This is a genomic window from Flavobacterium glycogeni, from assembly GCF_048286775.1.
Classification (GTDB): domain Bacteria; phylum Bacteroidota; class Bacteroidia; order Flavobacteriales; family Flavobacteriaceae; genus Flavobacterium.
Genome location: NZ_JBLVPV010000038.1, coordinates 1 through 15,896 on the forward strand (window position 1 = coordinate 1; position 15,896 = coordinate 15,896).

Below are 15,896 nucleotides of genomic sequence, written 5' to 3' on the forward strand. Positions count from 1 at the left end.
GGTTATTGCGGCGGGGCTCACCTCTTCCCATCCCGAACAGAGTAGTTAAGCCCGCCTGCGCAGATGGTACTGCAGTTATGTGGGAGAGTATGTCGTCGCCTTTCTTTAATCTGAACTTGTTTCAGATTCTATTAAATCCTCATCATGAATTTGATGAGGATTTTTTGCGTTTGATAAGGTTTATCAACAGAGTCTTTTAAATTAATTATATAACTCTTAAATCTCTTTGTTCTTAAATAGTTGAATTTTATATATCGTTGAATTTAAGTAATTTAGAAATAGATTGAAATTTAAAATCTCTAAAAATGGCTTACATAGTCGTTGATTAGAACCAAAAAAGAGTATGGAAGAATAGTATTCTCAATGATTTTGAATATTATTGGTTTCAATCATTTTACTTAATATACTCATTATTACGAAAAACTAAACAACAAAAAAAGCAGCAAAATATTTTGCTGCTTTTTTTTAATAAAAAAAATAAACTATTCTGCCAAAATTGATGTTACTACATTCAATTCCGTCATGCATTTCTTCATCATTTGATACGTTCTTTCAATGTCATTATCTAAACCTATAGAAAACCGAATCAAGCCATCAGTCAATCCCATTTCTATTTGTTCCTCCATGGGAATTTCACTAGAAGTTGAAGTTCCCGGTGCGCTGAATAAGGTTTTGTAAAATCCTAAACTTACTGCCAGATAACCCAGATTTTTGGCTTGCATCAATTCCATTAATGCATTGGCTTTCTCCAAAGTACCAACATCTAAGGTCATCATCCCACCAAAACCATATTCGTGATTAATCATTGACGAATACAGTTTATGACTTGGGTGACTTTTCAAACCAGGATAAACCGTTTTTAGGCCGTCTTTTTCAAAACGTTCTGCAAGATACATCGCATTATGACTGTGTTGTTTCATTCGGATATGTAGCGTGCGCAAGTTTTTCATTACACTGGCAGAACGTAAACTATCCATCGTTGGACCAAGTAACATACTGGCACCACTATTCACGTTTTTTAAACTATCAATAAATTCCTGAGAAGCACACGTTACGCCACCCACAGTATCACTGCTTCCGTTGATGTATTTTGTCAAACTGTGAATCACAATATCAGCTCCTAATTTTGCAGGAGAAACTGATAAGGGTGAAAAAGTATTATCAACCACAAGCGTTAAATTGTGTCTCTTAGCAATTTTTGCCAAACCAGTAATATCAGCGACTTCCAGTAAAGGATTACTCACCGTCTCACAGTACAAAACTTTAGTTTCCGGAGTAATTGCAGCTTCCACAACGTCTAATTTTGTGATGTCAACAAAAGTAGTTTTGATGCCTAATCTTGGGGTGAAATTCTTCAAGAAAGCATAGGTTCCACCATAAATTGTTCTGCTGGAAACGATATGATCTCCCGAACCGCACAATTGCAACAGCGTAGGTGTAATCGCTCCCATTCCTGATGCGGAAACATTTGCTGTTTCCGTTCCTTCCATCGCTGCCAAGGCTTTGTCTAAATACAAATTACTCGGGGAGGAATGACGGGAATACAAATAGCAGCCTTCCATATTGCCTTCAAAAGTGTCGAACATTGTTTTTGCCGATAAGAAAGTATAGGTTGAGGAATCTGAAATCGATGGATTTACGCCACCGAATTCGCCAAAGTACTGTAAATCCTGAATGTTGTCTGCGGGATTGAAATTTTTCATAGTTGTTTTTTATTGTTATTTGAAGCTATTCCTGCTATTCGCTATATCTTTTACTTTTTAAAGAAAAAAGTAAAAGGTAATTGCGAGAGCAATTCGAATATCAGGGCTATGGGATTTCGTTGTGTATAAAATCTATTCAAAATAACAGTGTTCTAGATTAATAATCAATCATATTGTTTGATATTAGATTTTAAAACTATTAAATATAAATAATGTAATTTAATTTTCTAAATTAGCTTCTCAAATAAGAATTTTATAGATTATTTATCAATTCAAATTTTTAATACAATGACATTAGATTCAATAGATAAAAAGCTGCTTTTTTTATTACAATCCGACAGCAAGAAAACAACCAAGGAATTGTCTTTAAAACTCAATCTTTCTGTTACAGCTGTTTACGAACGGATCAAAAAACTGGAAAGAGAAGGAATTATCGATAAGTATGTCGTGTTAATCAATCGTTCGAAAGTCGAAAAAGGTTTTGTGGTTTTCTGTCATCTTAAATTGATACAACATACCAAAGAGTTTCTTACCAAATTTGAAAGTGAAGTGGTGAAACTTAAAGAAGTCCTTGAATGCCATCATGTGAGTGGTGATTATGATTATATACTAAAAATAGTAGTAAAAGATATGGGAGCCTATCGGGAGTTTTTGGTTACAAAACTGACCACATTGCAACATATAGGAAGTACACACAGCACATTCATGATTAGCGAAGTAAAAAACACGACGGTTGTAGATATCTAGAATAAATGTGAATTTAAAGCGATATTCAATGATATGTAAATGTTAATTACTAAAAAATCATAACAAAAAACCTTCTGAATTAAACTTTAAACAAAACTTAATTCCTTAATTTTGTGCAACATTTTATAAAAACACAATAAAAAAATATACTATGAGTTCATTTGACGTAGTCATTATAGGTTCTGGACCAGGCGGATATGTATCAGCAATTCGTTGTGCACAATTGGGTTTCAAAACAGCAATTATCGAAAAATATTCCACTCTTGGAGGAACTTGCCTGAATGTAGGTTGTATTCCTTCAAAAGCATTGCTTGCTTCTTCTCATCATTTTAGTGAAATTGCTCATTTTGCAGATCACGGAATTGAAGTTTCTGGTGAAGTAAAAGTGAATTTAGAAAAAATGATTGCACGTAAACAAGCTGTTGTTGACCAGACTTCTGGTGGTGTGAAATTTTTGATGGACAAAAATAAAATTACAGTTCTTGAAGGATTGGGTTCATTTGTTGATGCTACACATGTTGCAGTTGCAAAAGCAGATGGAACTTCTGAAACTATCGAAGCTGCAACTATCATTATCGCTACGGGTTCAAAACCATCTTCTTTACCATTTATCAAAATTGATAAAGAAAGAATCATCACTTCTACTGAAGCTTTGAAACTTAAAGAAGTACCAAAGCATTTGGTGATTATTGGCGGTGGAGTAATTGGGATTGAATTAGGTCAAGTGTATTTACGATTGGGAGCGCAAGTTTCTGTTGTGGAATATTTGGATAGAATTATTCCAGGAATGGATGCTTCATTGTCTAAAGAATTGACTAAAGTATTGAAAAAACAAGGCATGAAATTCTACGTTTCACACAAAGTGAAATCTGTAGAAAGAAATGGCGAAGGTGTTGTTGTTCAAGCTGAAAATGCAAAAGGAGAAACGATAACTCTTGAAGGAGATTATTCATTGGTTTCTGTGGGACGTCGTCCTTATACAGATGGATTGAATGCTGATAAAGCAGGAGTGAAAATCTCAGATAGAGGAATGGTTGAAGTAAACGATCATTTACAAACTTCAGTTCCTAATATCTATGCAATTGGTGATGTTGTTCGTGGAGCAATGTTAGCGCACAAAGCAGAAGAAGAAGGAGCAATGGTTGCTGAAATATTGGCAGGCCAAAAGCCACATATTGATTATAACTTAATTCCGGGAGTGGTTTATACTTGGCCAGAAGTGGCTGCAGTGGGACAAACCGAGGAGCAATTGAAAGCAGCTGGTGTAGAATTCAAATCAGGAAGCTTTCCTTTCAAAGCTTTAGGTCGTGCAAGAGCAGGTGGAGATTTAGACGGATTTGTAAAAATTCTTGCTGATGCAAAAACAGATGAAGTGTTGGGAGTTCATATGATTGGAGCCCGTTGTGCTGATTTAATAGCTGAAGCGGTTACTGCAATGGAATTCAAAGCATCTGCTGAAGATATTTCAAGAATGTCTCATGCACATCCAACATTTGCAGAAGCAATAAAAGAAGCTGCATTAGCCGCTACTGACAATAGAGCTTTGCATGTGTAATTAGAGAATCTGAGATTAAATAAATAAATCTCGTTTTAAAATAAAGAAACCCGTTCAATTGAGCGGGTTTTTATTTGGTATGAGGTGAGTCTATTTAGCCTTTAGCCACAAATAAACCTTTATAATTTTCCCAATGACTGTAAATTAAAAACAAATTTCCTAAAAATAAGAACAAGGCAATTGGTATTCCTTCAGGGGACAAGAAAAAATTAATAAATAAAATGTTTATGGTTATAGGTAATATCAAAATATTGGCTAACGTAACATATCGTCCGGTAATAAAGGATAGTCCACAAAGTAATTCCATTGATTTTGCCAACGGGATTAAATAAGTAGATGCAACTAAACCCACATTAAAAGCCTTGAAATTTCCAGTAACTTCGGGTTCTGGTGCTAGTTTTAGAAAGAAGCTAACAGACGCATAAAGTAACAAAAGTCCAATTAAGGTTCGGATAATAATAATTGCGATTTTCATAGTATATGGTGTTTTAGAGGTTACATATTTGAGAATAATTATTTGGGAATTGCACTTTCATCCATGTAGAAAATTTCCCATTGATGCCCATCTAAATCGGCAAAACTATGTCCGTACATCCACCCATGGTCTTGTGGCTCCATATAAATTGAACCACCGGCATCAACTGCAGTTTTGACCATTTCATCTACTTTTTCTCTACTATCAGCATCCATTGCAAGTAAAACTTCGGTATTTTTATGGGCGTTGCAAATTTCTTTTTTGGTAAAGTCTTTAAAACGTTGCTCAGTAACTAGCATCGCAAAAATATTTTCTCCTATAATCATGCAAGTGGCATATTCATCAGTAAATTGTGGATTGAAAGTGAATCCTAATTTAGTAAAAAATTCAATTGACTTTTTAAGATCTTTTACAGCTAGATTTACGAAAATTTTTGAAGCCATGATATGAAATAATTTAATGCTTTAAATATACATAAAGTTATTACTACTTGTAAATTTACAAAAAAAATAGTTAAATTTTCTTATGTTTTGTTGCTAATTTAGGAGAAATAAGCATAATAGTAATAAAATATATGCAAAAGATCCCATTTCTGGGATGGTTCAAATTATAGAATGAAATCGCTTTTCGGGCGTTTTTACTTTATTCGCGATGTTGTGATTTTTGTATCTGCGTTGGCCCAACTCTTTTCAATACGTTTTTTGATTTCTTTGGCTTTTCTTTTATTGTTCATCTTTTCATAGGCGAGTTGGAGTCCGTGATGCGCCCATCCGTTTTTTGGCAATCCTTTTAAATCGGCTTCATACGTTTTTACGGCATCCTGATATTTTCCTGCTTCAATTTGTACCGCTCCAAGATGGTGTCTCACGGAAAAGAACCAGTCAGGCGGTTCATTATAATTTAAGGAGTCTTCAATGGCAACTGCTTCCTTTAGCAATGCAATACTTTGAGCGTAATTTTTTTCACTGGCTACTATTTCTGCTTTCAAAACCAGTTTGGCAATTTGTATTAAAGTATAGACCGAATTTAATTCCCAAATTGTTATTCGTTCCAGTTTTTTATCCTTTGCAATTTCTTCAAGTTGAAACAGTTCTTGCTTGGCTTTTTTCAAATCTTTTTTTCCCAAATAAGCCATGCCTCTTGCGTAATGCCTAACAGCAACGGGGTACTTTAAAGTGTCAGTAACTAACTTCATTTTAAAGATATCATCCCATTTTCCAAACTTCACCGCAACATAATAAGGAATCACATAATAATGCTGAAGCGTTCCCCAGCCGGGTTCTGTCATTATTTTTGGATGAGCATGTTTAGATACCTGATTGGCAGCTATCATTGCCCATTTACTATTGCCTTCCAAAGTTGCAGTTCCTGCCATAAAATGATAATTGTGTGGGTAATAACCTAAAGGATAAGCACCTTGGGCATGACACATTGTGACATAGGTGCTATCTACTTTTATGGCATTAATGTTGGTTAGTGTGCCTTTATGATATTCACCCGTTCTGATGTAAATATGGGAAGGCATATGGACTAAATGCCCGGATCCCGGAACCAATCCGTCATCAAAAACCTTGGCAGCATTGTTGCCGCGTTCGGGAGTATTTGATGCTTCTACCGCATGTATATAAAAATGATTTGCACCGATATGTTTAGGATTCTTTTTTAATATTTTCTCCAATAGAGAAACAATTTCCATCGTCCATTTCTTCGGCGTTCCGTCTTTTTCGTATAAATCCCAAGGATGTAAATCCATGATAGATTCTGCATACAATGCATTGATATTGGCATCTTCTGGAAACGTATTATTTACTTTTTTCATCGCGGCAGCATAGGCAATATCCAAACTGCTTCTGTCTTCAAGGTGTTTCTCGGTATATCTTTTAGCTAATGCTTTTATTAATGCCCTCTCTTTTTTCGAAGCTTTGTCTAGAAGTTTCATCGCTTTTTGAACAGCTTTATAGGCTCTCTCGTAATTATCCGGTTCCATGCCGGCATTATAATTTGGGCCAAGAACATACGCAAATCCCCAAAAACACATGGCACATTCCGGATCCAGTTTTGTGGCATAGTAAAACGAACGCGCCGCTTCAGCATGGTTGAAACCATAAGAAAGAGCCAATCCTTGGTTGAAATATTTTTGGGCTTCAGTACTTTTTGTTGTTATCGGATAATCAATAACATCGAGACCTTTAAAAATAGGGGCTTTATTATTTGTTAAATACCAATCTGAATCAGTAGTTTGTGGCGCACATCCATAAGAAGGTTTTTTAGCTTTCTCGATTACTGCATCCACATTTTTCTGAGGTTCTTTTCTGCAAGAAAAAACAAAAGCAATCACGATTAAGATTAAAATTTTATTCATATCCTTTTGATTTTATTTACAAATGTTTACATATAAAATTACGAAATTTAATAAAGTCAGTAGTACTTTTTTTAAACCTAATTATCCAGAAAGAATCCTAATTTTCTGAGCCAATAGTATCACAAATACTATTCAATTAAAGTTTAATGATAGATTTATCGTATTTTTGATTTTCAAATTATATTCTGCTTGAGAACATCTATTATAAAAACTATTCAAAATCCAAAACTGTTCAAAGAGCAACTTTTATTTTGGTCACAGCAATTTCGCGAAATCATTTTTTTGGATAGCAATGACTACCCGCAACAGTATTCCAGTTATGATTGTGTTCTTGCGGTTGATGCATTTACCTCTATAAAGACTGATTATTACAATGCTTTTGAGGATTTAAAACAATACCAACAAAGTACCAAAGACTGGCTTTTTGGCTATTTATCGTATGATTTAAAAAATGATATTGAGCAGTTACAATCTACCAATTTTGATGGGCTAGGTTTTCCTGATTTGTATTTCTTTCAACCTAAGAAGCTGTTTTTATTGAAAGGTAATCAACTGGAAATTAAATATCTCAATATGTGTGACGATGAAGTTGAGGAAGACTTTGAAAATATAGTCGAAAGTCGAAAGTCGAAAGTCGAAACTGGAGTAACAATAGAAATTCAACAACGAATCCTGAAAGAGAATTATCTTGAAAAGGTTTCAAAAATATTGAAACACATTCATCATGGAGATATTTATGAAGCTAATTTTTGTATGGAGTTTTTTGCCGAAAATGCAACGATTGATCCAATTGAAAAATTTATAAAACTCAACGAAATTTCTCAGCCTCCATTTGCTGTTTTTTTTAAGAATAACAACCATTTTTTACTTTCGGCTACGCCGGAACGCTATTTAAAGAAAGAAGGAGAGCTAATTATTTCGCAACCTATTAAAGGAACTGCCAAACGTTTTTCAGATCCAATCGAAGATGAGAAATCAAAAACACAATTGGCTTTAGATCCAAAAGAGCGAGCCGAAAATATTATGATTACGGATTTAGTGCGGAATGATTTATCTCGAACTGCACAAAAGGGATCAGTTGAAGTACAAGAGTTATGTGAAATTTATTCTTTTTTGCAAGTGCACCAAATGATTTCTACGGTTACTTCAAAATTGGATTCTCAATATTCCGTTGTTGATGCCTTAAAAACAACTTTCCCAATGGGAAGTATGACAGGAGCGCCAAAGATTTCGGCGATGAAAATCATTGAGGAACTGGAAGAAACAAAACGTGGTTTATATAGCGGTGCTGTGGGGTATTTTGCACCAAACGGTGATTTCGATTTCAATGTAGTTATCCGAAGTATTTTATACAATCAAGAAAAAAAATATGTTTCTTTTTCAGTTGGAAGCGCCATCACTTCACAATCAATTCCTGAAAAGGAGTATGAAGAATGTTTGCTTAAAGCAAAAGCAATGCGAGAAGTTTTAAGCTAAATCAAAATGAATTAATTAAATTTGAACATGCTACAGAAATTCCAAAATCATCTGCTTCATAATTTCCAGTTCTTGAATGGAAAAAAAATCCTTCTTGCTACAAGTGGCGGGAAAGATAGTATGGTAATGGTACATTTGTTTCAGCAATTAGAGTATAAAATTGGAATCGCACATTGCAATTTTCAATTGCGCGGAATGGAAAGCTTTGAAGATCAAAATTTCGTTCAGGAATATGCTGCTACAAATGATATTCCAGTATTTATAACACAATTTGACACCAAAGCTTTTTCTGAAGATTATAAAATTTCTACCCAAGTTGCAGCCCGCGAGTTACGTTATAACTGGTTTTATGAATTATTGGAAACTGAAAAATTTGATTATATTCTTACGGCACATCATGCCGATGATAATCTGGAAACATTCCTAATCAACCTCAGTCGAGGAACAGGATTAGAAGGTTTGACAGGGATTCCGGAACAGAACGAAAAAGTAATTCGTCCACTTTTGGCATTTAGCCAAGAGGAAATGGAAGAATATGCCAGATTAAATAATATTCAATGGCGTGAGGACAGCAGTAATGCATCTGATAAATACCTTCGAAATAAAATTCGTCATCATCTGGTTCCGATGTTAAAGGAATTGAATCCAAATTTCCTTTCATCGTTTCACAAAACACAAACCTATTTGCAAGAAGCACAAGTTATGGTTGAAGATGCTTCGATTATGGTCTATCAGCAAGTAGCAAAGCAAAATGAGGATGATATTTACTTTGATTTAAAGAAATTAAAAAAATTACCGAACTATAAATCGTATTTGTACCAATGGCTGAAAGAATTTGAATTCTCGGCGTGGGATGATATTTATGATTTGGTCGAAAGTCAATCTGGGAAATACATTTTTTCTCCAGAATACCGATTATTGAAAGACAGAGATTCTTTAATTTTGAGTCCTATAAATTTCGAAAATAACGAAGAAAAATATTTCATTAATGAAAATCAAAAAGAAGTTAAAGTTCCCTTAAATCTTACGTTTTGTAAAGTAGTCGACATTAATTTAACAACCAACTCAGCTATCTTTGTTGACGCTGATAAATTACAATATCCGTTGATTTTGCGCCGTTGGAACGAGGGAGATAGTTTTCAACCTTTTGGAATGAATGGTAAATCCAAAAAAGTGAGTAAGCTTTTTAAAGATGAAAAATTATCATTAATAGAAAAAGAAAACTCGTGGCTTTTATGTTCTAATGATCAAATAGTCTGGATTATTGGTCTTCGTCAGGATGAACGCTTTAGAATAGAAAATACAACAAAGAATAGACTTAAAATACAATTAGAATAATGAAGAAACTACTATTACTTATTGCTTTTTTGGCTTTTGCCAATGGAAATGCCCAAATTCTTGATCCTGCAAAATGGACCACCAAAATAGAAAAAAAATCAGAGAATAATTATATCCTTACTTTCAATGCTGTCATAGAAAATGATTGGCATTTGTATTCCCAATTTACCCCAGACGGTGGACCGTTACCACTGGAAATCATTTTCAAAAATCAAAAAGGAAACTTTAACTTAGTTGGTAAAGCCAAAGAAAGCAAGACGAGAACCGCTTTTAATGATATATTTGAAGTGAACGAAACATTCTTCGAAAAGAAAGCTCTGATCCAGCAAGAAATCACAATTACGAATCCGAAACTTACTGAAATTAAAGTAGATTTTAATTATCAGGTTTGTAAAGAAGTTTGTATCAACATAGAGAAAAATTTCACGTTCACAATTCCTGCGGTTTCAAAAACAACAGCAACAGTAGTAACTGATTTAACTCAAATAGATTCTGCGAAAGTTGACACTGTAATTTCCCAAACTGAAACAACTAAAGAGCAAGTTAGTACTCCCAAAAAAGGGATTCCTCTTGATTCTAAACCTTCAAAACAAAGAGGATTATGGTCTATTTTCTTCATCGCTTTTTTATCTGGATTTGCCGCATTGCTTACGCCTTGTGTCTTCCCGATGATTCCTATGACAGTAAGTTTCTTTACGAAACAAAGTAAAACAAAAGCAAAAGGGATTAGAAATGCCATTATTTATGGAATTGCCATCATATTCATTTACGTAGTATTAGGTTTTTTAGTGACTTGGATTTTTGGTGCCGATGCATTAAATGCGCTTTCAACTAACGTTTGGTTTAACATTATTTTCTTTATTTTATTGGTTGTTTTTGCAGCCTCATTTTTGGGTGCTTTTGAAATTATGCTGCCTAATTCTTGGGCTAATAAAGTCGATAATCAAGCGGATAGAGGCGGAATAATTGGAATTTTATTCATGGCTTTGGCATTAGCGATTGTATCTTTTTCTTGTACAGGACCTATCGTAGGAACACTTTTGGTGGAAGCTGCTTCCAAAGGCGGAATTGCCCCAATTATTGGAATGTTTGGGTTTTCATTGGCTTTAGCATTACCTTTTATGTTGTTTGCGATGTTTCCGGGTTGGTTGAATTCATTACCAAAATCCGGTGGATGGTTGAATACCGTTAAAGTAGTTTTAGGATTTTTAGAATTGGCGTTGGCATTCAAATTTTTATCGAATGCGGATTTGGTATTGCAATTGCATTTCTTGGAAAGAGAAGTTTTCTTGGTAATTTGGATTGCTATTTTTGGAACATTGGCATTCTATCTATTCGGAAAAATTACGCTTCCGCATGATAGCCCGATGAATCATATTTCTGTGGGAAGATTGTCTTTGGGATTAGTAGTTTTGGCTTTTACAATATATTTGATTCCCGGAATTTGGGGAGCACCTTTAAAATTGATTTCAGGTTTTCCGCCACCAATGACCTATAGTGAAAGTCCATACGGTGTAGGAAACTCAAAAGGGGGTTCGAATGCATCAGCCCAAATTTTGCCGGAAGGCGCACATTTAGGGCCACATGATCTTATAGCTTTTGAAGATTATGAAAAAGGATTGGCTTATGCCAAATCAGTAAACAAACCGATTTTACTTGATTTCACAGGATATGCTTGTGTGAATTGTAGAAAAATGGAAGATTACGTTTGGTCTGATCCCGCTATTCTAAAAATATTACAAGACGAAGTAGTTTTAATCTCCTTGTATGTGGATGATAAAAGAGAATTACCAAAAAGTGAGCAATATGTATCCAAAGAAACGGGTAAAGAAATTGTAAGTGTTGGAAACAAATGGAGTGATTTCCAAATCACAAGATACAAAGCCAATGCGCAACCGTATTACATCGTTTTAGATGTAGAAGAGAACATGTTATCTGATAAACCGGAAAGTTATAACTCAGATATCAATGCCTACAAAGGATGGTTAAGAGCAGGAATTGATCGATTTAAAAAGGCCAAATAGGCCTTTTTTTTGTTTCTATTTAGACTTTAAAGGCATTTTAAAACGTTGCTTTTGTAAATTATAATATTATATTTATGTAGGTTTTATTTGGAGAGATTTTTTACCTTTAAAAATTATTTAATCAAAGAAAACTTATGAAAAAACTACTTAGCATTTCTCTTTTTTTTATTGGTGCAATTCTTTTTGCCCAAGATAAAGCCGCAAATTACGTTGCGGATAATTATACCAAAAAAGAAGTGCATATCAAAATGCGTGACGGAGCAGAATTATTTACTTCTATCTACACTCCAAAAGACGTTTCTAAAAAATATCCTATTATAATGCAAAGAACGCCTTATAATTCTGGACCTTATGGAGAAAATCAGTTCAAGAAAAGTATTTCTCCAAGTGAAACCATGATGAAGGAGGGATATATTGTAGTTTACCAAGATGTTCGTGGTAGGTTCATGAGTGATGGTTTATATGACAATATGCGTGGTTTTATTCCAAATAAAAAAGGTAAAAAAGATACCGATGAAGCTTCGGATACGTATGATACCATTGACTGGCTGGTTAAAAATGTAGCTAATAATAACGGGAATGTTGGAACTTGGGGTATTTCCTATCCGGGATTTTATGCAACTTATTCCTTGTTGAGTAATCATCCCGCATTAAAAGCAGTTTCTCCTCAGGCTTGTATTGCTGATTTCTTTTTTGATGATTTTCATCATAATGGTGCGTATTTGTTGAGCTATTGGAAAGTAACTCCATTATTTGGTCCTCAAAAAACAAAACGTACTACGGAACCTTGGTATAAATTCACGAATACGGGGACTAATGATGATTACCAGTTTTTCTTGGATGCTGGACCATTGTCTAATTTAGACAAGTATTATGGTAAAGAAGATGAATTTTGGCAGCAGCTGAAAGACCATTCCAGTTATGATGATTTTTGGCAAAAACGTGGAATTTTACAACATTTAAAAAATATAAAACCAGCTGTAATGACAGTAGGAGGTTGGTTTGATGCCGAAGATTTATATGGTCCTTTAAATACATATAGTGCCATTGAAAAGAGCAGCAAAAACTATAACACAATCGTTATGGGACCTTGGAGTCATGGAGATTGGGCTAGAAATTCTGCAAAACAAGTGATTGGTAATATTAATTTTGGTGACAGTATTTCTGGTTTTTATCAAAAAAATATAGAAGCTAATTTCTTTCGTCATTTTTTGAAAAATAATGGGAAAGGTGAAAACAAATTACCTGAAGCCTATGTTTTTGATACTGGTAGAAAAGAGTGGCAGACTTTTGCAGTTTGGCCTCCACAAAATACTGCAAAGCAAGATTTCTTTTTGCAAGATAACCGATTGTCAAAAATGGCAAAGAAGAATTTTGCCTTTGAAGAATTTATTAGTGATCCTAAAAAACCGGTTCCTTATTCTGAGGATATCAAACAACAAGGGCTTACGCCAAGAAAATACATGACGGATGATCAGCGTTTTGCTGCGAGACGTCCTGATGTGCTAGTTTTTGAAACGGAAGTTTTGAATGACGACACTACATTAGCTGGCGAAATCTTGGCTAAATTGCAAGTTTCTACTACAGGAACCGATGCGGACTGGATTGTTAAAGTGATTGACGTTTTCCCGAATGATGAACCGGAAACAAAAGAAGTTGCTCCATATTTGAAGATGAGTAATTATCATATGATGGTGCGTAGCGAAGTAATGAGAGGACGTTTTAGAAATAGTTTTTCAAAACCGGAACCTTTTGTTGCCAATGAGAAAACGGCTGTAAATATCAAGTTGCAAGATGTTTTTCATACATTCAAAAAAGGACACAAAATCCAGATTCAAGTTCAAAGTACTTGGTTCCCGTTTATTGATTTGAATCCGCAAACGTTTGTTGACAATATATTTTATGCTAAACCAGAGGATTTTAAAAAACAAACCCATAGAATTTATAATGATTCAAAAATTGAGTTTACAGTTTTAAAATAAAGACAAAAAGTAAATACAAATATCAAAACCCAAAGAGGCTGTCCGTAAAGACAGCCTCTTTTTATTTATAAACCAAAAGGGATTGTTCTTTAATTTCGGTATAAAATTTTAATAATTAGAATAGAAAATTCTGTTATCAAAGTCAATATGTTTTTTAATTATATTTTTTATTTCTTCTAAAAAAATATAAAATATGTAGTTGGTAGTTTTTTTTATTCCTTTAATCGAAAATGTATTAAAAATAAGATTAATGTATTCTTAATTGCATAATTTAGTATTTAAGTTAATGAAAATTAAGTAATTATGTTAACGTTTTTTTATCAAAAAAAACGAAAGAGTTTAATTTAAATCAATAGAAATCTTATTCTGTTGGTTTCCCATCTTTATAGTTAGGCATATAGTATTCGTTATTTTATTATTTAAATTCAATAAATATGAAAACATTTCTACTCAAATCAGGATTTTTAACGATTGTTTTTTTAATTGCAAATTTGTTTTTTGCAAGTGCTGCTTTTGGGCAACTTCAAGCTACGGTTACTACCGATAAAGATGATTATGCTCCTGGTGAGTATGTGATTATTACCGGTACCGGCTGGACTCCTGGGGAAACCGTTACCTTACATTTTGATGAAACCCCCAAGCCGGCTACTTGTCTGCTTTCGCATGATCGAACTGTAGTGGCAGATGCCGTTGGTAATATATATTATGATCTGTTTTTAATAAAGGAAAATCATTTAGGTGTTGCTTTTGTTTTAACAGCCACTGGGCAAACAAGCGGTTTACAGGCTTTTACCAATTTTACGGATGCTGCTGAACAAGTAAAACCAAGAGCTGGTACAATTCTTGGAGCTACAGCAGCAACAATTGCTGGATCATCATTCAGTACGGGTGTATATACAATAACTTTTGGTAATGCTACTCCAGTAAGCGCAACCAGAGCAAGTAACAATACTTTAAACAATATTACAATCCCAGCTCATCCTGTAGGAACTGTAACAGTTCAGGTTAATGGTCCTAACAGTGCTTCTTCTTCAACATTGGCAAATGGATTTACGTATGTATGTAGAACCCCGTCAAATATTATTTTCGATGAATCAATGGGAAATGTTCAGAATAATACTGCTATTTCTTTACGTGAATCTGGTGATGGATTTGATAATGACACCTACACTATGTCTGGAACTGGTGACATTCGGGATAGTTCTAATTCTTCACCATCTAATGATTACCCTTGGGCATCAGGTAATGCAAATGTTTTTTTACAGAAGGGTGTATCAGGCATTGGAAGTTCATTTCAAATTGAAGGAATTAATTCAAGTGGATTAAGCAATGTGGAATTGTCATTTGCAATTTTTAAAAGTGTTACTGCGTCAAATGGTTCTGAATTAAAAGTTGAATATAGCATTGACGGAAGTAATTACAGTCCATTATCTTTTGCATCTTTACCTACCGGCTCTGGAACTACTGGTTGGTATTATCGAATGGTTACGGAATCATTGCCAGCAACATCTAATTTAAGGATCAGGTTTCGAAATACTGCCCCTTCTGGAGGTTCTAATCCCGATTTTCGTATTGATGATATAAGATTAATTTCCTCACCTCCAATCACAAGTCAACCAACGAGTGATACAAAATGTGTAGGAGAACCAGTTACATTTTCTGTAGCTGCAACTGGAACAGGTTTGGTTTACCAATGGAGGAAGGATGCTGCAATTATTTCTGGAGCAAATGGAGCAAGCTATACAATAGCATCTGTTTCAGCTGCAGATGCTGGTAACTATGATGTAATTGTTAATGGTGGATGTTCATCTTCAACATCCGATGCGGTAACTCTAACCGTGAAGACTGCACCTTCAATTTTAACACAACCAACAAATCAAACAGTTACTTATGGTGTTGCTTCAACAAGTTTTTCAGTTATAGCATCTGGTTCTCCGGCACCAACATATAAATGGCAGGTTAACACTGGTTTAGGATTTACAGATATTCCAGGAGAAACATCCTCTTCATTATCTGTAGCGAATCCTACAGTTTCTATGAGTGGGAATTTGTATCATGTTATAATTACAAATACTTGCTCTACTGTTACAAGTAATAATGTTAGTTTGACGGTGAATGCAATGCCGATTACGGTAACGGCCGATGCAGGACAGACTAAGGTTTATGGCGCAGCAGATCCGGCTTCATACACTTATGCTTCATTGCCGACAGGTTTACTTTCCAATGGCGCAACA

At 34.5% G+C, this 15,896-nt stretch carries 11 protein-coding genes and 1 rRNA gene; 8 read left to right on the forward strand and 4 right to left on the reverse strand.

Going from position 1 to position 15,896, the window contains the following annotated elements:
• Positions 1 to 104 (forward strand): 5S ribosomal RNA (rrf, locus tag ACNQGX_RS17700); the annotation flags it as partial.
• 378 nt (positions 105 to 482) lie between these two features.
• On the opposite strand, the gene ACNQGX_RS17705 is transcribed toward rrf, so the two are convergent.
• Positions 483 to 1,703 carry an aminotransferase class I/II-fold pyridoxal phosphate-dependent enzyme gene (locus ACNQGX_RS17705; RefSeq protein WP_417978519.1) on the reverse strand — a complete coding sequence of 407 codons (1,221 nt, stop codon included), beginning with the start codon at positions 1,701 to 1,703 and terminating at the stop codon, positions 483 to 485.
• Positions 1,704 to 1,991: 288 nt separating this feature from the next.
• On the opposite strand from ACNQGX_RS17705, the gene ACNQGX_RS17710 reads away from it, so the two are divergent.
• Positions 1,992 to 2,450 (forward strand): Lrp/AsnC family transcriptional regulator, encoded by a 459-nt coding sequence (locus tag ACNQGX_RS17710; protein ID WP_417978522.1) that lies wholly within the window; start codon positions 1,992 to 1,994, stop codon positions 2,448 to 2,450.
• Between the two features lie 151 nt (positions 2,451 to 2,601).
• The gene (gene lpdA / locus ACNQGX_RS17715) at positions 2,602 to 4,005 is read left to right on the forward strand and encodes a dihydrolipoyl dehydrogenase (protein ID WP_417978524.1); all 1,404 of its coding nucleotides are present in this window, start codon (positions 2,602 to 2,604) and stop codon (positions 4,003 to 4,005) included.
• 94 nt (positions 4,006 to 4,099) lie between these two features.
• Here lpdA and ACNQGX_RS17720 read toward each other — a convergent pair whose 3' ends face one another.
• From ACNQGX_RS17720 to ACNQGX_RS17730, 3 genes are all read right to left on the reverse strand, one after another.
• Positions 4,100 to 4,480 carry a DoxX family membrane protein gene (locus ACNQGX_RS17720; RefSeq protein WP_417978525.1) on the reverse strand — a complete coding sequence of 127 codons (381 nt, stop codon included), beginning with the start codon at positions 4,478 to 4,480 and terminating at the stop codon, positions 4,100 to 4,102.
• 38 nt (positions 4,481 to 4,518) lie between these two features.
• The gene (locus tag ACNQGX_RS17725) at positions 4,519 to 4,923 is read right to left on the reverse strand and encodes a VOC family protein (protein WP_417978527.1); all 405 of its coding nucleotides are present in this window, start codon (positions 4,921 to 4,923) and stop codon (positions 4,519 to 4,521) included.
• A gap of 194 nt (positions 4,924 to 5,117) precedes the next feature.
• Positions 5,118 to 6,842, reverse strand: a complete 1,725-nt coding sequence (locus ACNQGX_RS17730; RefSeq protein ID WP_417978529.1) for a tetratricopeptide repeat protein — start codon at positions 6,840 to 6,842, stop codon at positions 5,118 to 5,120.
• A 189-nt stretch (positions 6,843 to 7,031) separates the two neighbouring features.
• Here ACNQGX_RS17730 and ACNQGX_RS17735 point away from each other — a divergent pair, with 189 nt between their 5' ends.
• From ACNQGX_RS17735 to ACNQGX_RS17755, 5 genes are all read left to right on the forward strand, one after another.
• Positions 7,032 to 8,318: an anthranilate synthase component I family protein gene (locus ACNQGX_RS17735; protein WP_417978531.1), complete on the forward strand. Its 1,287-nt coding sequence runs from the start codon at positions 7,032 to 7,034 to the stop codon at positions 8,316 to 8,318.
• Between the two features lie 27 nt (positions 8,319 to 8,345).
• Complete coding sequence (gene tilS, locus ACNQGX_RS17740; protein WP_417978533.1) at positions 8,346 to 9,656, forward strand: tRNA lysidine(34) synthetase TilS; 1,311 nt, start codon at positions 8,346 to 8,348, stop codon at positions 9,654 to 9,656.
• Positions 9,656 to 11,680 carry a protein-disulfide reductase DsbD family protein gene (locus tag ACNQGX_RS17745; RefSeq protein ID WP_417978535.1) on the forward strand — a complete coding sequence of 675 codons (2,025 nt, stop codon included), beginning with the start codon at positions 9,656 to 9,658 and terminating at the stop codon, positions 11,678 to 11,680. The genes tilS and ACNQGX_RS17745 overlap by 1 nt, the downstream gene beginning before the upstream one ends.
• Positions 11,681 to 11,814: 134 nt before the next feature.
• Entirely contained in the window at positions 11,815 to 13,662 is a 1,848-nt protein-coding gene (locus tag ACNQGX_RS17750) for a CocE/NonD family hydrolase (protein WP_417978537.1), read from the forward strand.
• Between the two features lie 434 nt (positions 13,663 to 14,096).
• Positions 14,097 to 15,896 (forward strand): IPT/TIG domain-containing protein (locus ACNQGX_RS17755; protein WP_417978539.1); only part of this gene is annotated, 1,800 nt, incomplete at its 3' end.